General features: G+C 67.6%; 20 protein-coding genes and 1 tRNA gene. 13 read left to right on the top strand and 8 right to left on the bottom strand.

All coding sequences use genetic code 11. From position 1 onward, the window contains the following. Positions 1-2 precede the first annotated feature (2 nt). Positions 3-878 (bottom strand): DUF4339 domain-containing protein, encoded by an 876-nt coding sequence (locus tag ACQR03_RS15035; protein WP_315750571.1) that lies wholly within the window; start codon positions 876-878, stop codon positions 3-5. A gap of 208 nt (positions 879-1,086) precedes the next feature. On the opposite strand from ACQR03_RS15035, the gene ACQR03_RS15030 reads away from it, so the two are divergent. The 5 genes from ACQR03_RS15030 (at position 1,087) to ACQR03_RS15010 (ending at position 6,566) form a co-directional block, all read left to right on the top strand. Then, the gene (locus tag ACQR03_RS15030; RefSeq protein WP_172112996.1) at positions 1,087-1,425 is read left to right on the top strand and encodes a P-II family nitrogen regulator; all 339 of its coding nucleotides are present in this window, start codon (positions 1,087-1,089) and stop codon (positions 1,423-1,425) included. 90 nt (positions 1,426-1,515) lie between these two features. Continuing rightward, positions 1,516-2,826: an ammonium transporter gene (locus ACQR03_RS15025; protein WP_315715846.1), complete on the top strand. Its 1,311-nt coding sequence runs from the start codon at positions 1,516-1,518 to the stop codon at positions 2,824-2,826. Positions 2,827-3,158: 332 nt separating this feature from the next. After that, positions 3,159-3,497: a P-II family nitrogen regulator gene (locus ACQR03_RS15020; RefSeq protein ID WP_006611147.1), complete on the top strand. Its 339-nt coding sequence runs from the start codon at positions 3,159-3,161 to the stop codon at positions 3,495-3,497. A gap of 39 nt (positions 3,498-3,536) precedes the next feature. Beyond that, a complete protein-coding gene (locus ACQR03_RS15015; RefSeq protein WP_315715845.1) occupies positions 3,537-5,039 on the top strand; it encodes an ammonium transporter in 1,503 nt (500 codons plus the stop codon). A 1,023-nt stretch (positions 5,040-6,062) separates the two neighbouring features. Further along, entirely contained in the window at positions 6,063-6,566 is a 504-nt protein-coding gene (locus tag ACQR03_RS15010; protein WP_434841501.1) for a DUF2059 domain-containing protein, read from the top strand. 228 nt (positions 6,567-6,794) lie between these two features. Here the strand turns inward: ACQR03_RS15010 and ACQR03_RS15005 are convergent, their stop codons facing one another. The 4 genes from ACQR03_RS15005 to tsaD form a co-directional block, all read right to left on the bottom strand. Then, positions 6,795-7,010: a dodecin family protein gene (locus ACQR03_RS15005; protein ID WP_042340486.1), complete on the bottom strand. Its 216-nt coding sequence runs from the start codon at positions 7,008-7,010 to the stop codon at positions 6,795-6,797. Positions 7,011-7,178: 168 nt separating this feature from the next. Continuing rightward, complete coding sequence (locus tag ACQR03_RS15000) at positions 7,179-7,592, bottom strand: EVE domain-containing protein (protein ID WP_315750837.1); 414 nt, start codon at positions 7,590-7,592, stop codon at positions 7,179-7,181. A gap of 175 nt (positions 7,593-7,767) precedes the next feature. Next, the gene (locus tag ACQR03_RS14995) at positions 7,768-8,748 is read right to left on the bottom strand and encodes an NAD(P)H-dependent glycerol-3-phosphate dehydrogenase (protein WP_315750570.1); all 981 of its coding nucleotides are present in this window, start codon (positions 8,746-8,748) and stop codon (positions 7,768-7,770) included. A 214-nt stretch (positions 8,749-8,962) separates the two neighbouring features. Beyond that, positions 8,963-10,030: a tRNA (adenosine(37)-N6)-threonylcarbamoyltransferase complex transferase subunit TsaD gene (tsaD, locus tag ACQR03_RS14990; RefSeq protein ID WP_315715842.1), complete on the bottom strand. Its 1,068-nt coding sequence runs from the start codon at positions 10,028-10,030 to the stop codon at positions 8,963-8,965. Positions 10,031-10,170: 140 nt separating this feature from the next. Between tsaD and ACQR03_RS14985 the strand changes: the two genes are divergently transcribed. The 5 genes from ACQR03_RS14985 to ACQR03_RS14965 all read left to right on the top strand — a co-directional run bounded on the left by ACQR03_RS14985 (position 10,171) and on the right by ACQR03_RS14965 (position 16,159). Further along, positions 10,171-10,899: a uroporphyrinogen-III synthase gene (locus tag ACQR03_RS14985; protein ID WP_315825732.1), complete on the top strand. Its 729-nt coding sequence runs from the start codon at positions 10,171-10,173 to the stop codon at positions 10,897-10,899. Positions 10,900-10,949: 50 nt separating this feature from the next. Next, positions 10,950-12,254: a COG4223 family protein gene (locus tag ACQR03_RS14980; protein ID WP_316173422.1), complete on the top strand. Its 1,305-nt coding sequence runs from the start codon at positions 10,950-10,952 to the stop codon at positions 12,252-12,254. Between the two features lie 17 nt (positions 12,255-12,271). Beyond that, the gene (locus tag ACQR03_RS14975; RefSeq protein ID WP_316169977.1) at positions 12,272-14,149 is read left to right on the top strand and encodes a heme biosynthesis protein HemY; all 1,878 of its coding nucleotides are present in this window, start codon (positions 12,272-12,274) and stop codon (positions 14,147-14,149) included. A gap of 150 nt (positions 14,150-14,299) precedes the next feature. Beyond that, positions 14,300-14,375 (top strand) — tRNA-Thr (locus ACQR03_RS14970). A 380-nt stretch (positions 14,376-14,755) separates the two neighbouring features. Next, positions 14,756-16,159 carry a GSCFA domain-containing protein gene (locus tag ACQR03_RS14965; RefSeq protein ID WP_315716721.1) on the top strand — a complete coding sequence of 468 codons (1,404 nt, stop codon included), beginning with the start codon at positions 14,756-14,758 and terminating at the stop codon, positions 16,157-16,159. Positions 16,160-16,176: 17 nt separating this feature from the next. Here ACQR03_RS14965 and ACQR03_RS14960 read toward each other — a convergent pair whose 3' ends face one another. Continuing rightward, positions 16,177-16,755, bottom strand: a complete 579-nt coding sequence (locus tag ACQR03_RS14960; RefSeq protein ID WP_315716722.1) for a hypothetical protein — start codon at positions 16,753-16,755, stop codon at positions 16,177-16,179. 425 nt (positions 16,756-17,180) lie between these two features. Here ACQR03_RS14960 and ACQR03_RS14955 point away from each other — a divergent pair, with 425 nt between their 5' ends. Next, entirely contained in the window at positions 17,181-17,582 is a 402-nt protein-coding gene (locus tag ACQR03_RS14955) for a hypothetical protein (RefSeq protein ID WP_316166446.1), read from the top strand. A gap of 79 nt (positions 17,583-17,661) precedes the next feature. On the opposite strand, the gene ACQR03_RS14950 is transcribed toward ACQR03_RS14955, so the two are convergent. Then, positions 17,662-18,705 (bottom strand): polysaccharide deacetylase family protein, encoded by a 1,044-nt coding sequence (locus ACQR03_RS14950; protein WP_315716724.1) that lies wholly within the window; start codon positions 18,703-18,705, stop codon positions 17,662-17,664. A gap of 321 nt (positions 18,706-19,026) precedes the next feature. On the opposite strand from ACQR03_RS14950, the gene ACQR03_RS14945 reads away from it, so the two are divergent. Continuing rightward, a complete protein-coding gene (locus ACQR03_RS14945) occupies positions 19,027-19,314 on the top strand; it encodes a hypothetical protein (RefSeq protein WP_316225970.1) in 288 nt (95 codons plus the stop codon). Between the two features lie 115 nt (positions 19,315-19,429). After that, positions 19,430-19,645 carry a hypothetical protein gene (locus tag ACQR03_RS14940; RefSeq protein ID WP_315716726.1) on the top strand — a complete coding sequence of 72 codons (216 nt, stop codon included), beginning with the start codon at positions 19,430-19,432 and terminating at the stop codon, positions 19,643-19,645. 28 nt (positions 19,646-19,673) lie between these two features. On the opposite strand, the gene ACQR03_RS14935 is transcribed toward ACQR03_RS14940, so the two are convergent. Continuing rightward, positions 19,674-21,356 (bottom strand): MFS transporter, encoded by a 1,683-nt coding sequence (locus ACQR03_RS14935; RefSeq protein WP_316173431.1) that lies wholly within the window; start codon positions 21,354-21,356, stop codon positions 19,674-19,676. Positions 21,357-21,525: the final 169 nt, after the last annotated feature.

Here is a 21,525-nt window from a genome sequence, read left to right as displayed (position 1 = left end):
CATCACACCGGCTGTGCCGTCCGCGGGACGACCGCGAATTGCGACACGTACCAGGCGCTGTACCAGCGCAGCAGCCACGGGATCGGAATGATCACCGAGCAGCCGAGCACGAACGCGAAGGTGCGCCACAGCACCTGCAGGCCCGAGCCGGTGAACACGACCTCGCGCCGCGTCCCCTGGATGTTGCGGCAGACCCAGCGCATCCAGGCGGTCAGCACCCAGGCCCAGCCGATGACGGTGATGCCCGACACGATCATCAGCAGGTACCAGCCGGCATAGACGACGGGGCTGCCTTCGAAATGGATCGGCAACCGCTCGCCATTCGAAGCGAGGTTGCTCAGCAGCCAGCGCAGCACCATCCAGCCCAGGAACGCCGGGGCAACCAGCGAGATCAGGTTGAGGATCGGCCGGTCGCTGAGGCCGACATAGGCCAGCACGCCCATCGCGATGAAGACGTACCAGATGTCGAGCGGCTGGCCGGTGAAGGTGAGGTTCGGCCGGCCGGGCACCCGCATCCGCTCGATCACGTAGCGGTAGAGATAGACAGCGGTCCAGGGCGTGATCACCACCAGGAACTGGCCGACGACATACAGCAGTGTCCAGCCGAGATAGGACCAGGTGTCCAGCTTGACCGAGAGCGCGCCGCCCGACGCAGGCACGCCGGCCTCGAACGCGGGCGGGACGCCGGGGGAGATGCTCGGCACGCCCGACATCAGGCCGGGAATGCGCCCGGCCTTCTCCCAGCCGGCCATGCCGTCGCTCCACAGCAGCGTCTCGGCCGTGACGACACCCCGGGCGATCAGGTCGCGCAGTTCGTCTTCCGAAATGGGGCCCTGTTGCTGGCCTTGCGCCGCGTAATACCAGGAACGATTCGACATGGGATGTCCTTGAATGTGGGATGGCAGGAAAACGTCTTCAGTCTGTCGGGCGATGTCGCGTTCCGTTCAGTGATATCCGTCACTCCTTGACGTTTTCGCTTAACGCTGCGCTGATTTTGTGCCATTTGCCTAGGAACAGGCCAAAATGGCCATCCCAAGCCTGCCTCCGAAACAGGCTGCTCCTACCTGAGGAAACCAGGGCCCGCCCATGAAGCTCGTCGTCGCGATCATCAAACCCTTCAAGCTCGACGAGGTGCGCCAAGCCCTCACCGCGATCGGCGTCCACGGCATGACCGTCACCGAGGTCAAGGGCTACGGTCGCCAGAAGGGCCATACCGAGATCTACCGGGGCGCCGAATATATCGTGAACTTCCTGCCCAAGCTGCGCATCGAGATCGCGGTCAACTCGGACATCGCCGAGAAGGCGGTCGAGGTGATCACGACGCACGCGCGCACCGGCCAGATCGGCGACGGCAAGATCTTCGTGACGCCGATCGATCATGCCCGCCGCATCCGCACCGGCGAAACCGACACCGACGCACTCTAAGCCCGTCAAGCAGCCGCAACGGCTGCACGCCCGCCGCAACGGCGCGGCGGACTGCAAAATCCTAACATCTGACATGCCGGGGGGACTGTCATGGAGACCAGCGCGTCTCGTAGCCTGCGCGCGTCTGCAGCATTGGCTGCAGCGGGAGCGATTGCCTTCACCACGCCAGCAGCGGCCGCAGCGCCGTCCACGATCGAACCGGCCGACACCGCCTGGATGATCGTCGCCACCGCTTTGGTGCTGATGATGACCATTCCGGGTCTGGCGCTGTTCTACTCGGGCATGGTGCGCAAGAAGAACGTACTGGCGACGATGGCGCAGAGCCTCGCAGCCGTGATGCTGATCTCGATCCTGTGGGTCGCATTCGGCTACTCGCTGGCCTTCGTCGGCGACGGCACCTGGATCGGCTCGCTCGACCGCGCCTTCCTCGCCGGCATGGGCATGGACAGCGTCCATCCCGGCGCCAAGACGATCCCCGAGTCGCTGTTCATGCTGTACCAGATGACGTTCGCGATCATCACGGTGGCGCTGGTGGCGGGCTCGGTCGCCGACCGCATGCGCTTCTCCGCCTACCTCCTGTTCAGCATCGCATGGTTCATCTTCGTCTATGTGCCACTGGCGCATTGGATCTGGGGCGGCGGCTTTCTCGCGCAGGCCGGCGTGGTCGACTTCGCCGGCGGTCTCGTCGTGCATCTCTCCGCGGGCACCGCGGGATTGGTCGCCGCGCTGGTGATGGGACGGCGCCAGGGCTACGGCAGTGAGAACCTCTCGCCGTTCGACCTGTCGCTCGCGGTGGTCGGCACCGGCCTGCTCTGGGTCGGCTGGTTCGGCTTCAATGGCGGCTCGGCGCTCGGGGCGAATGCGCATGCGGTGATGGCGATCCTGACGACGCATCTGGCCGCCTGCGCCGGCGCCGTCACCTGGGGCGCGCTGGAATGGTCGACGCGGCGCAAGCCGTCTGTGCTCGGCATGATCTCGGGCGCGGTGGCCGGCCTCGGCACCATCACGCCCGCGTCCGGCTTCGTCGCCCCCTGGCATGGGCTGGTGATCGGCGCGCTCGCCGGTATCATCTGCTACTGGGCCTGCACCTCGCTGAAGCACCGCTTCAACTATGACGATTCGCTCGACGTGTTCGGCGTCCACGGCGTCGGCGGCCTCACCGGCACCGTGCTGGCCGGCGTGTTCGCGACCGCCGCGATCGGCGGCACGGCGGGGCTGATCGAGGGCAACCCGAAGCAGCTTGCGGCCCAGCTCTACGGCGTCGCCGTCACCCTGGTGTGGTCGGGCGGCGTCACCTGGGGGCTCCTGAAGCTGGTCAGCGCCTTCGTGCCGCTGCGGGTGTCGCGTGAGCACGAGCTGGAAGGACTCGACATCTCCCAGCATGGCGAGGCGCTGCAATAGCTGCAGCAATTGACGCCAATTGACCTGTTCGGCGCCGCAGGATTCTGCCCGCGCGCTGAGCAGCATTGTGTCTTGAGCCTGACATGCGCAACTTTTGCGCATTCCTGCCCATTCCTTGAGCGCGACGGAATAGCGCAGCCCCTGCTGCCCCTCCCGAGGGGTGAAAAGGCCAGGATTCACCGCTCGTTAGCCCTGACCAGCCGTCTGGCACGGCATTTGATTCTATCGCTCCCGGCTGTGCCCGCGTCGTGAAGATTTCTCCGCGTGGTGAACCTCAGTCGACAGGAAGCGCTCGGTAACGTCCGTGCCGGGCCCAAGCGGGGATAGGACCCATGAAAATTGTTATGGCGATCATTAAGCCATTCAAGCTCGAAGAAGTCCGGGACGCCCTGACCGCCATCGGCGTTCATGGTCTCACGGTGACGGAAGTGAAGGGGTACGGCCGTCAGAAAGGTCATACGGAAATCTACCGCGGCGCCGAATATGCGGTGAGCTTCCTGCCCAAGATCAAGATCGAGGTCGCGATCCCCTCCGACCAGGTCGACAAGACCATCGATGCGATCAGCTCGGCCGCCAAGACCGGCCAGATCGGCGACGGCAAGATCTTCGTCATCAGCCTCGACCACGCCGTGCGTATCCGCACCGGCGAAGCGGACGCTGCGGCCCTTTGATTTCGCGCTCAAACCAGAACACTTACGGAGTACAATAAAATGACGTTCAAGCGTCCAACCAGCGCGGGATGGGTTACGCTCGCAATTGCAGGGCTCTGCGTCGCAGGCCTCGTCGATGTGGCGTTCGCCGAGGACGCGCCTGCCGCCGCTGCCGCAGCCGCCCCCGTTCCCAACAAGGGCGACGTCGCCTGGATGCTCGTGTCCAGCGCGCTCGTCCTGATGATGTCCATCCCCGGCCTCGCGCTGTTCTATGGCGGCCTCGTCCGCACCAAGAACATGGCCTCGGTCCTCACCCAGGTGTTCGCGATCGTCGCCATGGTCGGCGTGGTCTGGACGCTCTACGGCTACTCGCTCGCCTTCACCGACGGCGGCAGCATGACCTCGTGGGTGGGCGGCTTCTCCAAGGCCTTCCTGCACGGCGTCGACGCCAACTCGACCGTTCCGACCTTCTCGAACGGCGTGGTGATCCCGGAGCTGGCCTACTTCGTGTTCCAGATGACCTTCGCGATGATCACCCCGGCCCTGATCGTCGGCGCCTTCGCCGAACGCATCAAGTTCTCGGCGGTGATGCTGTTCATCCTCCTCTGGGTGACCTTCATCTACTTCCCGATCGCGCACTGGGTCTGGTACATCGCAGCTCCCGATGACGTCGCTGCTGCTGCCAAGGCTCTCGCTGCCGCTGGCGACGCTGCCGCCAAGACCGCCGCCCAGGCCAAGCTCGACGAAGTCACCGGTGCTGTCGGCTGGCTCGCCGGCGCCGGCGCTCTCGACTTCGCGGGCGGCACCGTCGTTCACATCAACGCCGGCATTGCCGGTCTGGTGGGCGCGGTTCTGATCGGCAAGCGCACCGGCTACGGCAAGGAGCTGATGGCTCCGCACTCGCTGACCATGACCATGATCGGCGCCGCGCTGCTGTGGGTCGGCTGGTTCGGCTTCAATGCCGGCTCCAACCTGGAATCGAACGGCGTCACCGCCCTGGCCTTCGTCAACACCATGGTCGCGACCGCCGGTGCGGCGCTGTCCTGGCTGCTGTGCGAATGGGCCGTCAAGGGCAAGCCGTCGCTGCTCGGCATCTGCTCGGGCGCGGTCGCCGGTCTCGTCGCCGTTACCCCGGCCTCCGGTTATGCCGGTCCGATCGGCGCGCTGGTGCTCGGCCTGATCGTCTCCCCGGTCTGCCTGTTCTTCGTCTCCACCGTGAAGAACGCGCTGGGCTATGACGACGCGCTCGACGTGTTCGGCGTGCACTGCATCGGCGGCATCATCGGCGCTCTGGCCACCGGCATCCTGGTCAACCCGGCCCTGGGTGGCGTCGGCATCACCGACTACACCAACATCACCGGCAACAACGCCGGCACCTACGACTTCGCCACGCAGATGCTGGCGCAGATCAAGGCTGTCGTCGCCACGCTGGTATGGTCGGGTGTCGGCTCGGCGATCCTCTACAAGGTCGTCGACGTGATCATCGGCCTGCGCCCGACCGTGGAGCAGGAGCGCGAGGGTCTCGACATCACCGACCACGGCGAGCGCGCCTACAACTACTGAGTTCTCCCGGGACTTGGTCGTACGCGACCAGGTCCGCAACTTCGGTTCGGGCAAATACCCGGCAATGCCCTGACCGTTGAGGGGCTCCAGCGCAAGCTGGGGCCCCTTTCTTTTTGTTTGGATCGTGAGGGCCGAGCGCGCGCCAAATAGCCGATGTCGTCCCTGCGAACGCAGGGACCCATACCGCGTGATGTTTGTAAGAGGCAGGCGGCGAGTCCCGTGCAAAACAACTGAACCCTGTGGTTATGGGTCCCTGCGTTCGCAGGGACGACGGCGGAGGTTGGCGTTGGCAGCGTTGCCTTCGAGACAGAGTTGAATACGTGCGTGTTCACCCCGCGACGCATCCGCGCCCGAGCTGTGCTGAAACTATCGCCCTCCTCAAACAGAGGGCGCAGGGAAGGCCGGGCGCTGGCCGCGCCCGTGGCCCGCCAGCGAAAGAAAATGCTGGCGGCAGGCACCACAGGTCTGGCCGAACACACCCGGCCCTCCCTGCGCGATTGGTTTTAACGGCTGCTTCGCGTTCTCCCTGGTGCGCCGGGCTGTCTGGCCACCATCACGAGCGCGACACGCTGAGGGTATCGGCACCCGCTTGATATCAGCGTCGGGATATCAGGACCGCGCGACTTGACCGTGCGTGCATCGCCGTTCGTCCGCGCGATCAGCTCACGCTGCGTCGACCCACGCCCATCGCATCCCACTGCCAACGATCCGTGACGGTCGCGAAACGTCCCTCATGCGGCAGCAGGGACGTGCGGAAATGTGCAGGTGATTTGCCCGACGGTGCAATGCCGACAGCGTGCGACAAACTAACACGACGGGCAACTCGCGCATGTCGGGAATGCGGAAACTGCCCGACGGGCAACAGAGCAGGCTTTGATCCGCACAATAGCGCGGGGATGCCAATCCGGTTGCAGCGGCAGAAAACACAGCTTAGCGGTACTGTTCGCTGGCTCCGGCTGATCTTAAGAATTGGAACCCGGCCGTAACAGCGATCGCCGCTGCAGCCGGCACATGGGGATCAGGATGAAGCATCGCTGTCGGTACGCAGTCGTCGCCTCCGCCATCTGGCTCACCGCCGCAACGCCGCCATCGGCAAGAGCCCAAGCGACATCACAGGAGTCCTTGGCGGCCGCGAAAGAGCTGGTCTCCGTGATGCATATGAATGACCAGGCGACAGCCCTGTTGCCGATCGTTCTGAAGAACCTGAGACCGACGATCGTCCAGGGGCGCGCCGAGGTCGCTCTGCAATATGATGCGTTGATCCCGAAGTTCACCCAGGCCTTTCAGGGCAGGGTTTCCGAATTCTCGGATGCGATCGCGGTCGTCTATGCCAGGAACTTCTCGGCGGACGACCTCAGGACCATGGCTGAGTTCTACAGGACCCCGACAGGTCAAAGAGTCCTGCAGAAGCTGCCGTCCGTCACCCAGGAGTCGAGCATTGCCGGGCAGAAATTTGGTCAAGCTCTCGGCGAAGAGATCAGGAAGCAGATGGTCGATGAACTGAGGAAGAAAGGTCTCGATCTCTGATCCGAACTCCCGATCGTCATGCAGCGGCGCTGCCCTGCGACATAACCGGCGCGACGGGCAATTTCCGTATGACAGGCTTGTGGTCCGTCCCGCCTCGCCATCCCCGGGGAAGCCGAACCGGGACGTCCACGGTCATGCCCCCGATGCCGGGCACGACACCGGATTGCAGGCTCAAACCTTGCCGCGGGCCGATAGTCCGGCGAACGACAACGCAAGTCGATGGTCAGCTCATGCGCCTTCGAACTTGAACGACACGTTGAGCTTGGCTCGATAGGCTTCCACCTTCCCCTTCGCGTCGAGCTGCATATCGAGCTGGACCACTTCTGCGACACGCAGGTCTCGGAGTGTCTTCGCCGCCTGCTCGACGGCGTTGGTAGCTGCCCTTTCCCAAGATTCGCTGCTGGTACCGATCAGCTCGATGACTTTGTAGACGCTGTCAGACATGTCGGTCTCCTGTTCGGTATGGAGCAGGAAGCAGGTGCTCCCTGCCACAACTGAACGTAGCATCATCGCGCGGCGCCTGAAAGGACGCAGCCTACCCATGGCAGCCACAGGTCCGGAGCTACCACGAATGGCGCTAACGCCTTGCGCGTCTCACAAGCCCTTGCGCCCCTACACGCCGCCCAGCTTGCAGACGTGCTTCCATTCCGCAGGCGTGACCGGCTGCACCGACAGCCGCGACTGCTTCACCAGCGCCATCTCGCTCAGCATCTTGTCGGCCTTGATCGCGGCGAGCGTCACCGGGGTCTTGAAGGGCTTGTGCGCCTTGATGTCGACGCAGACGAACTTGCCGGTCTTGTCGGTCGGATCAGGATAGGCTTCCTTGATGATCTCGGCGATGCCGACGATCTCCTTGCCCTCGTTGGAATGATAATAGAAGGCGAGGTCGCCCTTCTTCATCGCCACCAGGTTCTGCCGCGCCGTGTAGTTGCGCACGCCGGTCCAGGCCTCCCCCTTCGCGCCCTTCGCCACCTGCTGGTCCCACGACCATACCGAGGGTTCGGATTTCACCAGCCAGTAGTTCATGATGGTCGTCTCTTTCCACTCGTCCTGGCCAGGCAAAAGCGCGAAGCGCTGGGAGGTCCCGGCCATCCACGTCGCACTGCTCGGCGCATTATCCAAGACATGGATGCCCGCGACAAGCGCGGGCATGACGGCGGAGAGAGCGTCGTGCTGGATGACGTCGGTCGCGCGGCGGCCCTCACTCCTCCGCCTTGAATGGGCGCATCATCAGCGCCTCGATCGCGGCATCGATCGTCACGGTGCCGGCGAGAATGGCGGCGACCGCCTGCGCCACCGGCATCTCGACGCCGCGCGAGGTGGCGAGTTCGACCAGCACGGGCGCGGTGTATTGTCCCTCGGCGAGCTTGCCCGCGGGCAGCGGCTCGCCGCGGCCGAGCGCGAGGCCGGCGGCGAAGTTGCGCGATTGCGGACCGGCGCAGGTGAGGATCAGGTCGCCGAGGCCGGACAGGCCGGTCAAGGTCTCGCTGCGCGCGCCATAGGCGCGGCCGAGCCGCACCAACTCGGCGAAGCCGCGCGTGGTCAGCGCCGCCAGCGCCGAGGCGCCGAGATTGCGGCCGGCAACGATGCCGGCGGCGATCGCCAGCACGTTCTTGGCGGCGCCGCCGATCTCGACGCCGCGCACGTCGGTCGAATGATAGGGCCGGAAGGTCGGCGAACCCAGCGCATGGACGAGGTCGGCCGCGAGCGCCTCGTCGGGCGCGGCGAGCGTCACCGCGGTCGGCAGCCCTCGCGCGACGTCGTCGGCGAAGCTCGGGCCGGACAGGATCACCGGGATCGCGTTCGGCGCGGCCTCCGCGATCACCTCGGTCATGAATTTATGGGTGCCGTGCTCGATGCCCTTGGCGCAGGCGACGAGCGGCGTGCCCGGACGGAGCAGCGGGGCGAGATGCATGACCGCACCGCGCAGATGCTGGGCGGGGACAACGATGAGAACGGCGTCGGCGCGGGCGGCCTCGGCGAGATCGGCGGTCACGGCGATGCTGGGGGCGAGCGGAATGCCGGGCAGTCGCGGGTTTTCGCGGGCAGCAGAGATGCGCGCGGCGTGGTGGCTGTCGCGCGCGTAGAGCGTGACCTCACGGCCGGCACGCGCGGCGACGGCGGCGAGCGCCGTGCCCCACGCACCGGCGCCGACGATGGAGATCGTTTGGAAACGAGTCATTCGCCGCGGATTCGGCTGCGCTCCCTCCCCCCTTGCGGGGGAGGGTTGGGGAGGGGGGTGCCACGAGCGAGAATTTTTATGGAGCCACCCCCACCCCCGACCCCTCCCCGCAAGGGGGAGGGGAGCGCACCGCGTATGGTGCAGGAGCTTGCCACATCACAGCCGAGGGCGATCCAGCCGCTTCGTGCAGGATGAAAAAGCAATTCCATCACCCTCAAAACCCCGCCCGCGTATTCGCGAACTTGCCCGGCACGCTGGCATTGGCATCCAGCAGCCAGCGCGCGCGCGGCGCGGCGTCCATGCCGTCCACCATCCCTAGCGCCAACCGCTCCAGCCCGGCCCAGGCGATCATCGCGCCATTGTCGGTGCACAGCGCCGGCGGCGGCATGATCAGGCGGGTGCCGGCCTGCTGCGCGACATCGTCGAGTGCGCCGCGGATCGCCTGGTTGGCGGCGACACCGCCGGCGGCCACCAGCGCGGTCGGCGCGCCGAAACGCTGCTTGAACAGATCGAGGCCGACGCGCAGGCGGTCGGCGGTCGAGTCCAGCACCGCGGCCTGGAAGCTGGCGCAGAGGTCGGCGATGTCCTGCTCGCTCACCTTGCCGAGCCGGCCGATCTCGTTACGCACGGCGGTCTTCAGCCCGGACAGCGAGAAATTGGCATCGCTGCGGCCCTGCATCGGACGCGGGAAGGCAAAGCGCTGACCGTCGCCGTTGCGCGCGGCCTGCTCGACCTGTGGTCCGCCCGGATAGGGCAGACCCAGCATCTTCGCGACCTTGTCGAACGCCTCGCCCATCGCGTCGTCGACGGTGGTGCCGAGCCTGACATAATCGCCGACGCCGGCGACCGCGACGATCTGGGTGTGGCCGCCGGAGGCCAGGAACAGGCAATAGGGGAAGTCGATTGCATCGGTGAGGCGCGGCGTCAGCGCATGCGCCTCGAGATGGTTGACCGCGATCAGCGGCGTGTCGTGCACCATCGCGATCGCCTTGGCGGTGGTGAGGCCGACGATGACGCCGCCGATCAGGCCCGGCCCGGCCGCCGCCGCGACGCCGCCGAGCGCGGCATAGTCGATGCCGGCCTCGCGCATCGCCGCGTCGATGAGATGGTCGAGCATGTCGACATGGGCGCGCGCGGCGATCTCGGGAACCACGCCGCCATAGATGGCATGCTCGTCGGTCTGCGAGCGCACAACATTGGAAAGGATCTGCCCCTTGCCGTCCGAATCACGCGCCACCACCGCCGCGGCGGTCTCGTCGCAGGTGGTTTCGATGCCCAGCACGAGCGTTTGCGATTCGTTACCCAATCTCAACCCTTTTGGTCATTATGAGTGCGCAGAACCGCCTAACACCACGAGGTCGCCAGGTGCAATCGTCCGTCCGTTGCAGCCCGGCCGATCCGTGGTCGACGGGAGCATAGCACATGGCCGTGCTGGTGACCCGTCCCGCCCCGGACAATGAACGCACCGCGAGCGCCCTGCGCGCGCGTGGCTTCGAGGTGCTGCTGGCGCCGATGCTGCGCTTCGAGCCGGTCGCGCTGCCGCCGGACGTCGGCGGCGATGCCGCCGGACTGATCGTGACGTCATCGAACGCGCTGCGCGCGGCGGCGCCGCAGCTCAGGGCGTCCGCCTTGCTGCGCCTGCCGCTGTTCGCGGTCGGCGACCGGACGGCCGCAGCCGCACGCGAGGCCGGCTTCACGCAGGTGATCTCGGCCGCGGCCGATGCGACCGCGTTGCGCGACCTGATCGCAGACAGCGGCGTCATCGAGGCCAGGGCCACCCTGCTCTATCTCGCCGGCGCCGACATCTCGCGCGACCTCGCCTCCGAGCTCGCCGAGCGCGGCTTCGATGTGATCACCCAGACCGTCTATCGCATGGCGCAGGTGACCACCCTGCCGCGCGAGGTCTGCGACGCCTTCGCAGCCAACCGGATCGAGGCGGTGCTGCATTATTCGCGGCGGAGCGCGGTTGCGTTCGTGGCGGCCATCCGCGCCGACGGCGTCGAAATCTCGGCGCTGGCGGTGCCGCATGGCTGCCTGTCGGCCAATGTCGCCGAGGTGCTGCGCGAGGCCGGCGCCACCCAGGTCACAATCGCGGCGCATCCGGATGAAAACGACATGCTGGAGGGCCTGACCCGTGCGCTACGGTCGTGAATGGCGTAAGAGGGCCTGCTCAATCTTGCCTCAGCCAGGGAACTTCCACCATGGTCGATGAACCCGACACCGCTGCACCGGCCTCCGACACCGGGCGGCCGAAACGGCCACCGCCGACCATCGATTTGGAGCCGACCTCGCGCGAGGAGCGCCCGTCGGCCAGCGAGAGCGCGGCCGAGCGGCCGACCACGTCGCCCTGGTCGGCCCCGGCCGAAGCCTTGGCCGAGGGGTCGTCGGGCGCGGCGAGCCAGTCGCATCCGCATGGCGCCGGTGACGCCGAACCGGAATCGGCCGCCAGCGAGACGCCCGAGGAGACGGTCGCCGCGGCCGAGCCGCCGCACGCCGAGCTTCCTCCACCCCCGCCGCCGCGTCCGGTGTCGCCCTGGATCATCGCACCGTTCTCCGGCGCGGCCGCGGCCGCGCTGGTGATCGGCGTCGGCTGGATGCTCGGCTGGCCGCCCGTGCAGCCGCCCTCGGCGATCTCGCCGCAGTCCGCCGCTATCGACGAGCTCACCTCCCGCGTCGCCGGGCTGGAGCAGCGCGTCGGCAAGCCGGACGGCGCCGTGACCGGCCGGCTCGATGCCGCCGACAAGACGATTGCAGCGCTGCGCAACGACGTCGCCGGCCTGCGCGCGCAGGCCGACAAGACCGTGGCAGCCCTCAACGATGTCCGGGCGCAGCCGCGCGACGGCTCCGCGCCGGCGCCCGCACCCGAGCCGATCGATCTCTCCGGCCTGACGGCGCGCATCGACGCGCTGGAGCGGGCGAGCAAGAGCCAGAGCGCGGCGCTGGCACAGGAGCGCGCCAAGCTCTCAGAGGCGGCCAAGCCGGCCGACGATGCGCCGCTGCGCCGCGTGGTCGCCGCGACCCTGCTCGACGTCGCCGTGCGTCACGGCGATCCCTATGGAGCGGCGCTGACCACCGCCAGATCGCTGGCGCCCGACGCGGCCGCGCTGAAGCCGCTGGAGGCATTCGCCACGACCGGCGTGCCGAGCCCCGCGGCACTGAGCCGCGAGCTGCTCACCATCGTGCCGAAGCTCTCGCCGCCGGCGCCCGAGAGCACCACGGGGACTTCGATCCTCAGCAAGCTCTCGGCCGGCGCCTCGAGCCTGGTCAAGGTCGAACGTACCGACGGCGCCGGCACCGATCGCGGCGCGGTCGTGGCACGGATCACCGCGGCGGCGCTGCGCAACGATTTCGCCGAGGCCCGCCGCGAGCTGAAGGGTCTCTCGCCGGAGGATCGCGCCCCCGCCAATGATTGGCTCGCACGCGCCGATGCCCGCGACGCCGCGCTGTCGACCGCCCGCAAATTCGCCGACGACGCGATGACCGCGCTCGCCAAACCCGCGCAATAGGACGCCCAAGGACGCACATGTTCCGGATCGTCATTTTCCTCATCCTGGTCGGGCTCGCCGCTGCGGGCTCGGCCTGGGTCGCCGAGCAGACCGGCGACGTCGTCTTGAATTGGGGCCCGTGGCGGATCGCCATGACCTTGCCGGTGTTCGTGCTCGCGCTCGGCCTGACCATCGCGGCCTGCGTGCTGGTCTGGAACCTGATCAGCGCACTGCTGCGGGCGCCCGGCCGCATCCGCAAGGCGCATCGCGCCCGCCGGCATCAGCGCGGCCGCCACGCCATCACCCACGGCCTGCTGGCGATCGGCCAGGGCGATTCGACGGCGGCGCGGCAGCACGCCGACACCGCCAAGCGGCTGGCCGGCGATGATCCGCTGACGCTGCTCCTGCACGCCCAGGCGGCGCAGCTCGAAGGCGACCGCGACGGCGCCCGGCGCGCCTTCCGCGCCATGGCCGAGCGCCACGACACCCGCCTGCTCGGCTTGCGCGGCCTGTTCATCGAGGCGCAGCGCGCCGACGACGCCTATGCCGCGGTGATGATCGCCGACGAAGCGCTCAGGCTGGCGCCCAACGCCACCTGGGCCTCGCATGCCGTGCTCGGCTTCCGCTGCGCCGAGGCCGACTGGGACGGAGCGCTTTCGATCCTCGACGGCAACTACACCGCCGGCATGATCGACAAGCCGACCTACCGCCGTCAGCGCGGCGTGCTGCTGACGGCGCGCGCGCTGGCGCTGGAGACCGGGGATCGCGACCTGTCGCGCTCGAGCGCGATGGAGGCGGTGAAGCTGGCGCCGACACTGGTGCCGGCCGCGGTGCTGGCGGCGAAGTTCGAGAGCGAGGCGCACCAGGTGCGGCGCGCGATGAAGATCATCGAGGCGGCCTGGGCGGCGTGTCCGCATCCGGATCTCGCCGATGCCTACGCCCATGTGCGGCTCGGCGATTCGGCCACGCAGCGGCTGGCGCGGGTGGAGAACCTGGCCGCGCGGACGCCCGGCCATGTCGAAGGCGCGCTGGCGGTGGCGCGCGCGGCGATCGACGCCGCCGAATTCGGCCGCGCCCGCGAGGCGCTGGCGCCGTTCACGGAGGATCCGACCCAGCGCGTGGCGATGCTGATGGCCGAGCTGGAGCGCACCGAGCATGGCGACGCCGGCAAGGCGCGCGAATGGGCGCTGCGCGCGGTGCGCGCCCGCCACGACCCGGCCTGGACCGCGGACGGCTATGTCAGCGATCGCTGGCAGCCGATCTCGCCGGTCACCGGCCGGCTCGACGCCTTCCAATGGCAGACGCCGGTGGCGAGCCTGCCCTCGGAGCGCAGCAGCGTGATCGAAAGCTCGGCCTTCGCCGAAGCCGTGCTGGCGCCGCCGGCCCGGCCCACCGTGGCCGAAGCCGCGGTCGAGCCGCCGCGCGAGGCCGTGGTGATCACTCCGGCGCTGCAGGACAACGAGCCGCCGCGGCCGGTGGTCGCGGCCGATCCCGAGCAGGCCGAACAACCGGCCGAGGCCGTGGACAAGCCTGTCGACAAGCCGGTGGATATCCCTGTGGACATGGCTGAGGATAGCCGGTTGATCGAGGCCGTCGCCGCCGAGCCGGCGCCGCCGTTGCAGGCCGCGGGTCCCGTCGAGGCCGAATCGGAGCCGGAGACGGAGGCCGAGCCGAACGCGGTCGCCGCCAAGCCGGCCGAGACGGCGGCAGCCGCGCCGACGCCGCTGTTCCGCACCCGCAACGATCTCGCCCGGCCGGCGGAGACGCCGATCCAGGCGATCGTGCCGATCATGCGGCCGCCGGACGATCCCGGTGTCGATGACGATGACCAGCCCCGCGACGAGTTCGCCGAGCAGATCGCGCCCAAGGCCCAGGCCGGCGGCTGGCGCGGGTTCTGGTCGCGGTTCGGCGGCTGAGGACCGTCAGGCCCTCCCGCCGTCCCGGTCACAACGGTTCGTTTCGGAGCCGCGGCCGCGCGCGTTGTCCTTGCCAACGGGCCGTCCGCCCGATATCAGGAGCGCGTCCGCGTCGTCCGGCCTCGTGCCGGGCGCTCGCCGCTATGGTTCGCCGCAATAGCTCAGCTGGTAGAGCACGTCATTCGTAATGACGGGGTCGGGGGTTCGAGTCCCTCTTGCGGCACCAGCCTCTCCTTCCGTCCCCGTCTCTCCTTTCCTGACGCGCCCGCTCGCCGCGCTCCATTTGCCGGTTAAGAATTGCTTAACCCAAATCGCGCCATCGTTCGGCGCGAGCGGCGGGATGAATGCCCGCACTGGCGGCTGGCGGCGATCCGGACGAACGCGTCCGTCGCGTTCGAATCCCGCAGGTGCCGGTTGCGCTCGGGCGTACGCCAGCGGCCAAGCCGGTGGCGATCAGTATCCAGAGGTCATGGTGGGACGTCTCTCGCAAGGGCATGGCGCCTGTGCACGTGACGATTCGACCGGCACTGGCGATGCACCGGCTGCCGGCAGCGGCGCCGGACCAACGGCCGAAGACGCAACGCGAGACAAAGGCGAACCCGCGACATGAGCACGACTGCCCTCGACAGCCACACCCAGTTTCAATCCATCGTCGGCCAGATCCGGACGCTCGCCTACAAATACATCGAGGACAAGGACTTCGTCAGCGCCCAGCTCGCGTTCCAGAAGCTGCTCGAGCTCGACCCCAAGGACATCAACGCGCGCTTCATCTATGCGCAGCTGATCGACGACGGCTCACACAAGAAGCGCGCCGAAGCGCGCGACATGATGCTGGCGATCCTCGACGAGAACCCTGAGATCTTTGAGCAGGCCACCGAAGGCAATCTGCACCTGATCCGCAGCGCCGCCGTGCGCTGCAGCCATGTCGGCCCGTTCACGCGCTCGATGGAGCTGTTCCGCAAGCTCGCGGCAGCCTCCAACCAGGCCGCCGACTATTTCTCGCTCAGCGAGATCCTGACCCAGGGCAACGAATTCGAGGAAGCGGTCGCGGCGCTGGAAAAGGCGATCAAGCTCAACCCGGCCTATGACAACCCGATCAACCGCGAGACGCTGGAGCTCGCGCGGTCGAACGCCAAGAAGGGCAAGGCCAAGGAAGCCAAGGGCCGCGCCAAGGTCGGACGCTATCCGGAGACCAAGGACTTCCTCGGCGACCTGCAGACGCTGATCACCAGCCACATCGCGGTGAACCTCGCCGCCGCGCCGAAATTCCTCGACAAGAGCACCCGCTTCTTCACCATGGGCTCGTGCTTCGCGCGCAACCTCTCCAAGAGCCTCACCGACAGCGGCTATGCCAGCCACCACATGGAGATCTCGGAGTACATCAACACGACCTTCGCCAACCGCGTGTTCGTCGACTGGCTGCGCGACGCCCAGATCGATCCCGAGATCCGCGAGCGCATCGTCGAGTTGCTGCCGCCGGGATCGAGCAAGGAGAATACGCTCGCCGTCATCAAGCAGGCCGACGTCTTCATCCTGACGCTCGGCGTCGCCGCGGCGTTCTTCGACCGCGAGACCGGCGCCTTCGTGCTGCCGCGGCCGACCGCGCTGAACTCGCGGGCGCTGGCCGAGAAGTACAAGTTCCGCACCGCCAGCGTGCAGGAGAACGTCGACAACGTGCTCTATCTGATCGAGTTCATCCGCAGCATCCGGCCTGGCATCAAGGTGATCGTCACCGTGTCGCCGGTGCCGCTGCTCACCTCGTTCGAATATGAATCGGTGGTGCAGGCCGACTGCCTGTCGAAGAGCACGATGCGGCTGGTCGCGCATGAGGTCGTCAACAATTCGAACCTCGAGGACATCTGGTACTGGCCGTCGTTCGAGGTGTTCCGCTGGGCCGGCTCCAACGCCTCCAGCTTCTTCGCCGCCGATGACGGCGCCGCCTGGCACGTCTCGGAGGACAAGGTGTCCGCGACGGTGCGCGCCTTCGTGCAGACCTTCTCGCCGGCCTGAGCGCGCGAACGGCTGCCTCAGGGCAGCCGCTTCTTCCAGAGGCGGATGACCAGGATGCCGGCCTGGGCGTAGCCCGGCGGCGAACTTTCAGTGCCGAACGGCGTCTTCGAATACAGCGAGCTCGAAACCAGGAAGCCGCCGACATACGGCTCAGGCAGGCCCGACAGCGCCAGGAAGCAGCGGTGCGTGAGCAGGCCGTCCTCCGGCAGATTGCCACGCACCAGCCGGCAATCGCCGATGCCGGTGAATGCGATGCCGTTGAGCTGGCCCTCGGTGTAGGTGCCGAGCAGGGTCGGATCCATCGCCTGGCCGACGCAGACCCGCATCTCGCCGATGCTCTTGTCGCCGGTCTCGGTCATGCGGCCGTCAGCCGGCCGGACCCCGACGGAGTGGATCGAGAGCTGATCCTCCAGCGCCGGCGCGAAGCCGGTCTTGGTCGGCGCGCAGAAATCCGACGGCACGACGCGGCCCTGGCGCACGCTCCGCGCAATGTAGATCTCTTCGACGTTGTCGTCGCCGGACTGCGCCCGGCCCGGCCCGCTGGCGGCCAGCAGCGTCACGGCCGCCAAGAACACTGCAACGATCACCCGGCGCATGCGCGCATCCTTCCCCCGAATCGATCGGCTTCCCTATCGGATTCGGCGAAGCTTCTGAACAGCACCAACGAACAGTACACGTACATACGATCATACCTCAACCCCGGATCTCACCGGCAGCATGGAACACCGCGCCTTGACGGTAATTTGGTAGCAACAGTCGGGTGTGCCGGATCGTGTCGCCCACCGCCCACGTGCTGCCGCCGGTGGATTTCCGGATGGGCTCGTCCAGAACTCCCCTCGTCCTGAGCGGACGTCCCCGCGGCGCCGGAAAGGTTTCGAGAAAGATGGCGCACCGATCCGCAGTGCCGTGTGCCGGCATCCGGCTTCATTCGCGCTTGCCATGCGGAGCGTGACGGGGGTCACATCGGACGGTCGCGCCGGCGCCTAAACCTTCCCGCAGCCAACAAAGGGGAGCTTACTCGATGCGCAAGATGATCCTGATCGGAGCCATGGTGCTCGCATCCGCCACAGTCGCGCAGGCCGAGGGCACACGCAGCCTGTCGCTGTCGTCGAACGACGCCGCCGCGCGGGCGCCGCGTCCGACCTACGTCCAGCAAGCCGGCGAGGTCACCGTCACCCCGGCGCCGGTGCCGGCCGTCGCGGCCGAGGTCCAGCCCGCTGCGCAACCGGTTGCGCCAGCGGCCCCTGCCGCTGCACCGCCGCCGCCGCAGCCCGCCGCCGCTGCGGCGCCGGCACCGCAGCCGGGCTCTGTGCAGCAATCATCGCGGCGGTCGAAATCGGCGCGCTCCGACCGGACGCGCCGCAAGAGCTGGACCGAAGCCCGCATCGTCCGCGAGCTGCATCGCCACGGCATCTATTGGTGAGCATCCGCCAATAGGCGACAAACGAAGAAGGCCGGGCGAATGCCCGGCCTTTCGCGCGAGGAGACCCTGCAGCGAGGCATCACTGCGAGATGGTCTGGATCACGCTCGAGATCGGCCGCGCATTGGTCATTGTCGTCGGCAGCTTCGGATCCTGGCCGATCATCGCGTCATATTCCGGCAGCGTGTCGAGCGTGCCCTTCGGCTTCATCGCGACCACCTTGTAGCCGCCGGCCTTGAGCCGCCGCAGCAGGGTCGGCAGCGCCAGCGCAGTGTTCTTCTGGAAGTCGTGCATCAGGATGATGCCCTTGCCCTTCTTGTCGAGCCCGGTCATCACGGTGTTGACGACCTGGTCGGCATCCTTGGAGCGGAAGTCGAAGCTGTCGACGTCGCAGGAGAACATCGCGACATTGCGGCTGCCGAGATAGGCCACGGCAGAGGACCGGTGCTGCAGTTGCGGGAAGCGGAAGAACGGCGCCGGGTTGGTGCCGAGCGCGAACTTGACAGCGCTGAAACCCTTCTCGAGCTCCTCCTTGGCCGTCTCGTCGGTCATCTTCTTGCCGTTCAGATTGGCGTGCGACCAGGTATGAACGCCGACGACGTGACCGGCGGCCAGCACCTGGCGCAGGATCTCCGGATGATAGGTCGCATGCTTGCCGATCGTGAAGAAGATGCCGGTGGTGCATTCGTCGGCCAGCGCCTTCAGCACCGCCGGCGTGTTGACCGGCCACGGGCCGTCGTCGAAGGTCAGCACCACCTCGTGGTCGGCGAGGAAGTCGAACTGCTTGAAATGGTCGAGGCCGAAACCGGGGCCGCCGGTGGTGTCGACCATGACGGTGCGGGAGATGCCGAGCGCGTCCGGATTGGCGCAGGTCGATTTGGGCTGCACGGGCGCCGGCGCGCTTGCCGCCATACGCGTGGAGACGGTACCGGTCGTCTCGACATCGTCCTTCGAGCTGGCCTTGGCGGCGACGCGCGCCGGAGGCGGCGCCGGCTCGGACGGCTTCGCCGCTGCGCTCTGCGCGGCGGCCTTGGCGGCGCTGGGCTTCGATACGTAGTACCAGACACCGGTGATCGCCAACGCCGCGACGACGGTGGCCAGCAGCAAGCCTAACGCATTACGCATGGTTACTCTTCCCGAAAACGCGAGACACTCGATGGCGGACGCAACGCTGTCCGCCTCCTTCAATTAGCTTCCATTAGTGCCAACGATTCCTTAACGCGGTGCCAACACGACCAGGATCGGACAAGATTTCCAGGATGATGCCCGCACCGAAGCGGCCGTTCACCGGAGCGACATGGCGCCGCAGCCATCGGCCTGCCGAAACTGCCGACCAGGTTTGGATCTGGCGTGACCCGCATCACGGTTGCCAAAAGGGCATCCCGCCATGATGGACGCATTGAAACACGCGGCCCCGCCAACATGCGGCGCCAATGGGAGCCAGCCATGACGAAGTCCTTCAATCTCCTGCGCAAGGCCGCTCTGGCGGCCGCCAGCGTCGCAGCCGTCTCGACCTTCTCCTCGACGGCAAGCTTCGCCTTCAGCGCCGAGGCGCAGCAGATGTGCACCGGCGACGCGTTCCGCCTGTGCAGCAGCGAGATCCCGAACATCCCGGCGATCACCGCCTGCATGATCAAGAACCGCTCGTCGCTCAGCTCCGGCTGCCGCGTCGTGCTCGACCGCGAGATGTCCAAGCGCAGCGGCAAGATCGCGGATGCCAACGAGGCCAATTGAGAGCGCTTCCGGCTCCCGCCTGCGCACCCCGGCTGCGACCGAGGCGCTTGCGACGGCCGGTTGCGACCACTAAAAGCGCCGCCAAACGTTCAGTCCCGGGAGCGAGGCGCCAGTCATGAACAAACTCTCTCTGATTATCCCTCTGGTCCTGATGGCGTCGACGGCCTCAGCCCAGCAGCAGCCCGGCCAGGATGCCTGCGCGCGCGACGTGTCGCGGTATTGCCGCGCCGTGATGAACAACGGCGATCAGGCGGTGCTGGCCTGTCTCAAGGAGCATCGGGCCAAGCTGTCGAAGGCTTGCGAGAAGGTGCTGACCGAGCACGGGCAGTAAGCGCCTGCTCAGTGCAGATGGTCCGAAGCTACGGCCCGCTGCGAGCCGCCGAGGCGACAGCAGGCGCCTGCTCGGCGGTGCGGTCGATGTCGTCCCTGGCCCGGACCGAGCCGAACGGGCGTTCCAGCATGCGGCGGATGCGCACCGGGTCGGTGCCGATGTGGAAGTCGATCGCGCGCTTGTGCAGCTCGCGCTCGGCGCGGGTCGAGCGGTTGCGCTGACGCAGATAGTCGATCCAGGTCGGGCAGTGATAGCGCTCGGTCCATAATTCGGGGTCGGCGATGTCGCGTGCGATCGACCAGCCATAGGCGCCGTTGCGCTGGCGGCTAAGCTGCACGTCCTGCATCAGGTCGTGAAACGCGCGGGCATTGTCTTCAGCGACGCGGTACTCGATCTCGACCACCAGCGGCCCCGAGCGCGGCGTCAGCTCGAGCTGCACCTCCGGATCGGCCAAGGTCTCGCCGTCCTCGTTGCGGGCCCCGATCGGCGGCATCCGCAGCCACAGGCCGAGCAGCGGCGACACCATCATCAGCGCTCCCGACGCGAGCAGCGCGACCTCGACGCCGGCGGCGTCGGTGAGACGTCCCCAGCCCCAACTGCCGATCGCGATGCCGCCGGAGATCGCGGCCTGAAATGCCGCCAGTGCGCGGCCCGCGACCCAGCGGGGTGCCGAAAGCTGCACGCCGATGTTGAACAGCGCCACCGCCAGCATCCACACCGCACCGGCGATGACGAGCGCCGCCGCCGTCAGGACCGGCGCGGTGCTGAGCGCGACGGCCGCGGTGGCCGCGCCCAAGGTGAGCGCGCAGGTGCGGATCGCGGCCTCACCAGACAGCCGTTTCCTGATCTCGCCGATGTTGAGCGCGCCGACCACCGCGCCCATGCCGAAGGCGCCGAGCATGATGCCGTAGGTCTGCGCGCCGCCATGCAGCAGGTCGCGCGCGACCAGCGGCATCAGCGCCGAGATCGAGCCGCCGATGATGCCAGTGACCAGCGTGCGGATCAGCACGATCCGGATCGACGGCGAATGGACGATGTAGCGGACGCCGGAGACGATGGCGCGGTTGAGCGGCTCGCGCGGCAGCCGGCTCGGCTCGACCACGCGCCGCCACAGGAACAATGCCGCGAGCAGCGGCAGATACAGCAGCGCATTGGCCGCGAACGCGGCGACCGCGCCGGCGGCCGCGACCACGACGCCGCCGATCGCCGGACCGAAGCTGCGCGCGATGTTGTAGCTGATGCCGTTCAGCGCGACCGCGGCCGGCAGCGTCTCCGGCGGCACCTGCTCGCTGACGGAGGATTGCCAGGCCGGCCCCATCAGCGCCATGCCGCTGCCGATGACGAAGCACAGCGCGAGCAGGCGCTCCGGCGTCACCAGGCCGTACCATGCCAGCACCGTCAACGTGGTGGCGCCGCCGAGCGCCACGGCGAGCGCGACCAGCGCGACGATGCGCCGGTCATACATGTCGGCGATGGCGCCGGCCGGCATCGAGATGAACATCACCGGCAGCATCAAGGCGGTCTGCACCAGCGCAACCTTGTCGGCCGACGACGTCATCTGCGTCATCGCCCAGGCGGCGCCGACCGCCTGGATCAGCAGGCCCAGGTTCGACAGCAGGCTCGCCAGCCAGATGCGGCGGAACACCGCGTGCCGCAGCGGCGCGGCGATGCCTTCGGCGGCGAACAGCTCACGTTTCTGCGGCGCATTCATGCGGGTCCGTCCACGTCGCCAGTTCGCCTTGAAGCTCGCATCGAACTATCGCTTGATTCCAGCTGGACCTATGTGATGCCTGCGAATGTCCGCCGCTGTCCAGTGCTGCCTGCAAGGCCGGCATCGGGGATCGCGGCCAACGAGCACAAATGAATGAGACCAAAGGGAG

Origin of the sequence: Bradyrhizobium sp. HKCCYLS3070 (assembly GCF_051167575.1) — a bacterium.
GTDB lineage: Bacteria > Pseudomonadota > Alphaproteobacteria > Rhizobiales > Xanthobacteraceae > Bradyrhizobium.
This window is presented reverse-complemented; position numbering and strand designations above follow the sequence as displayed.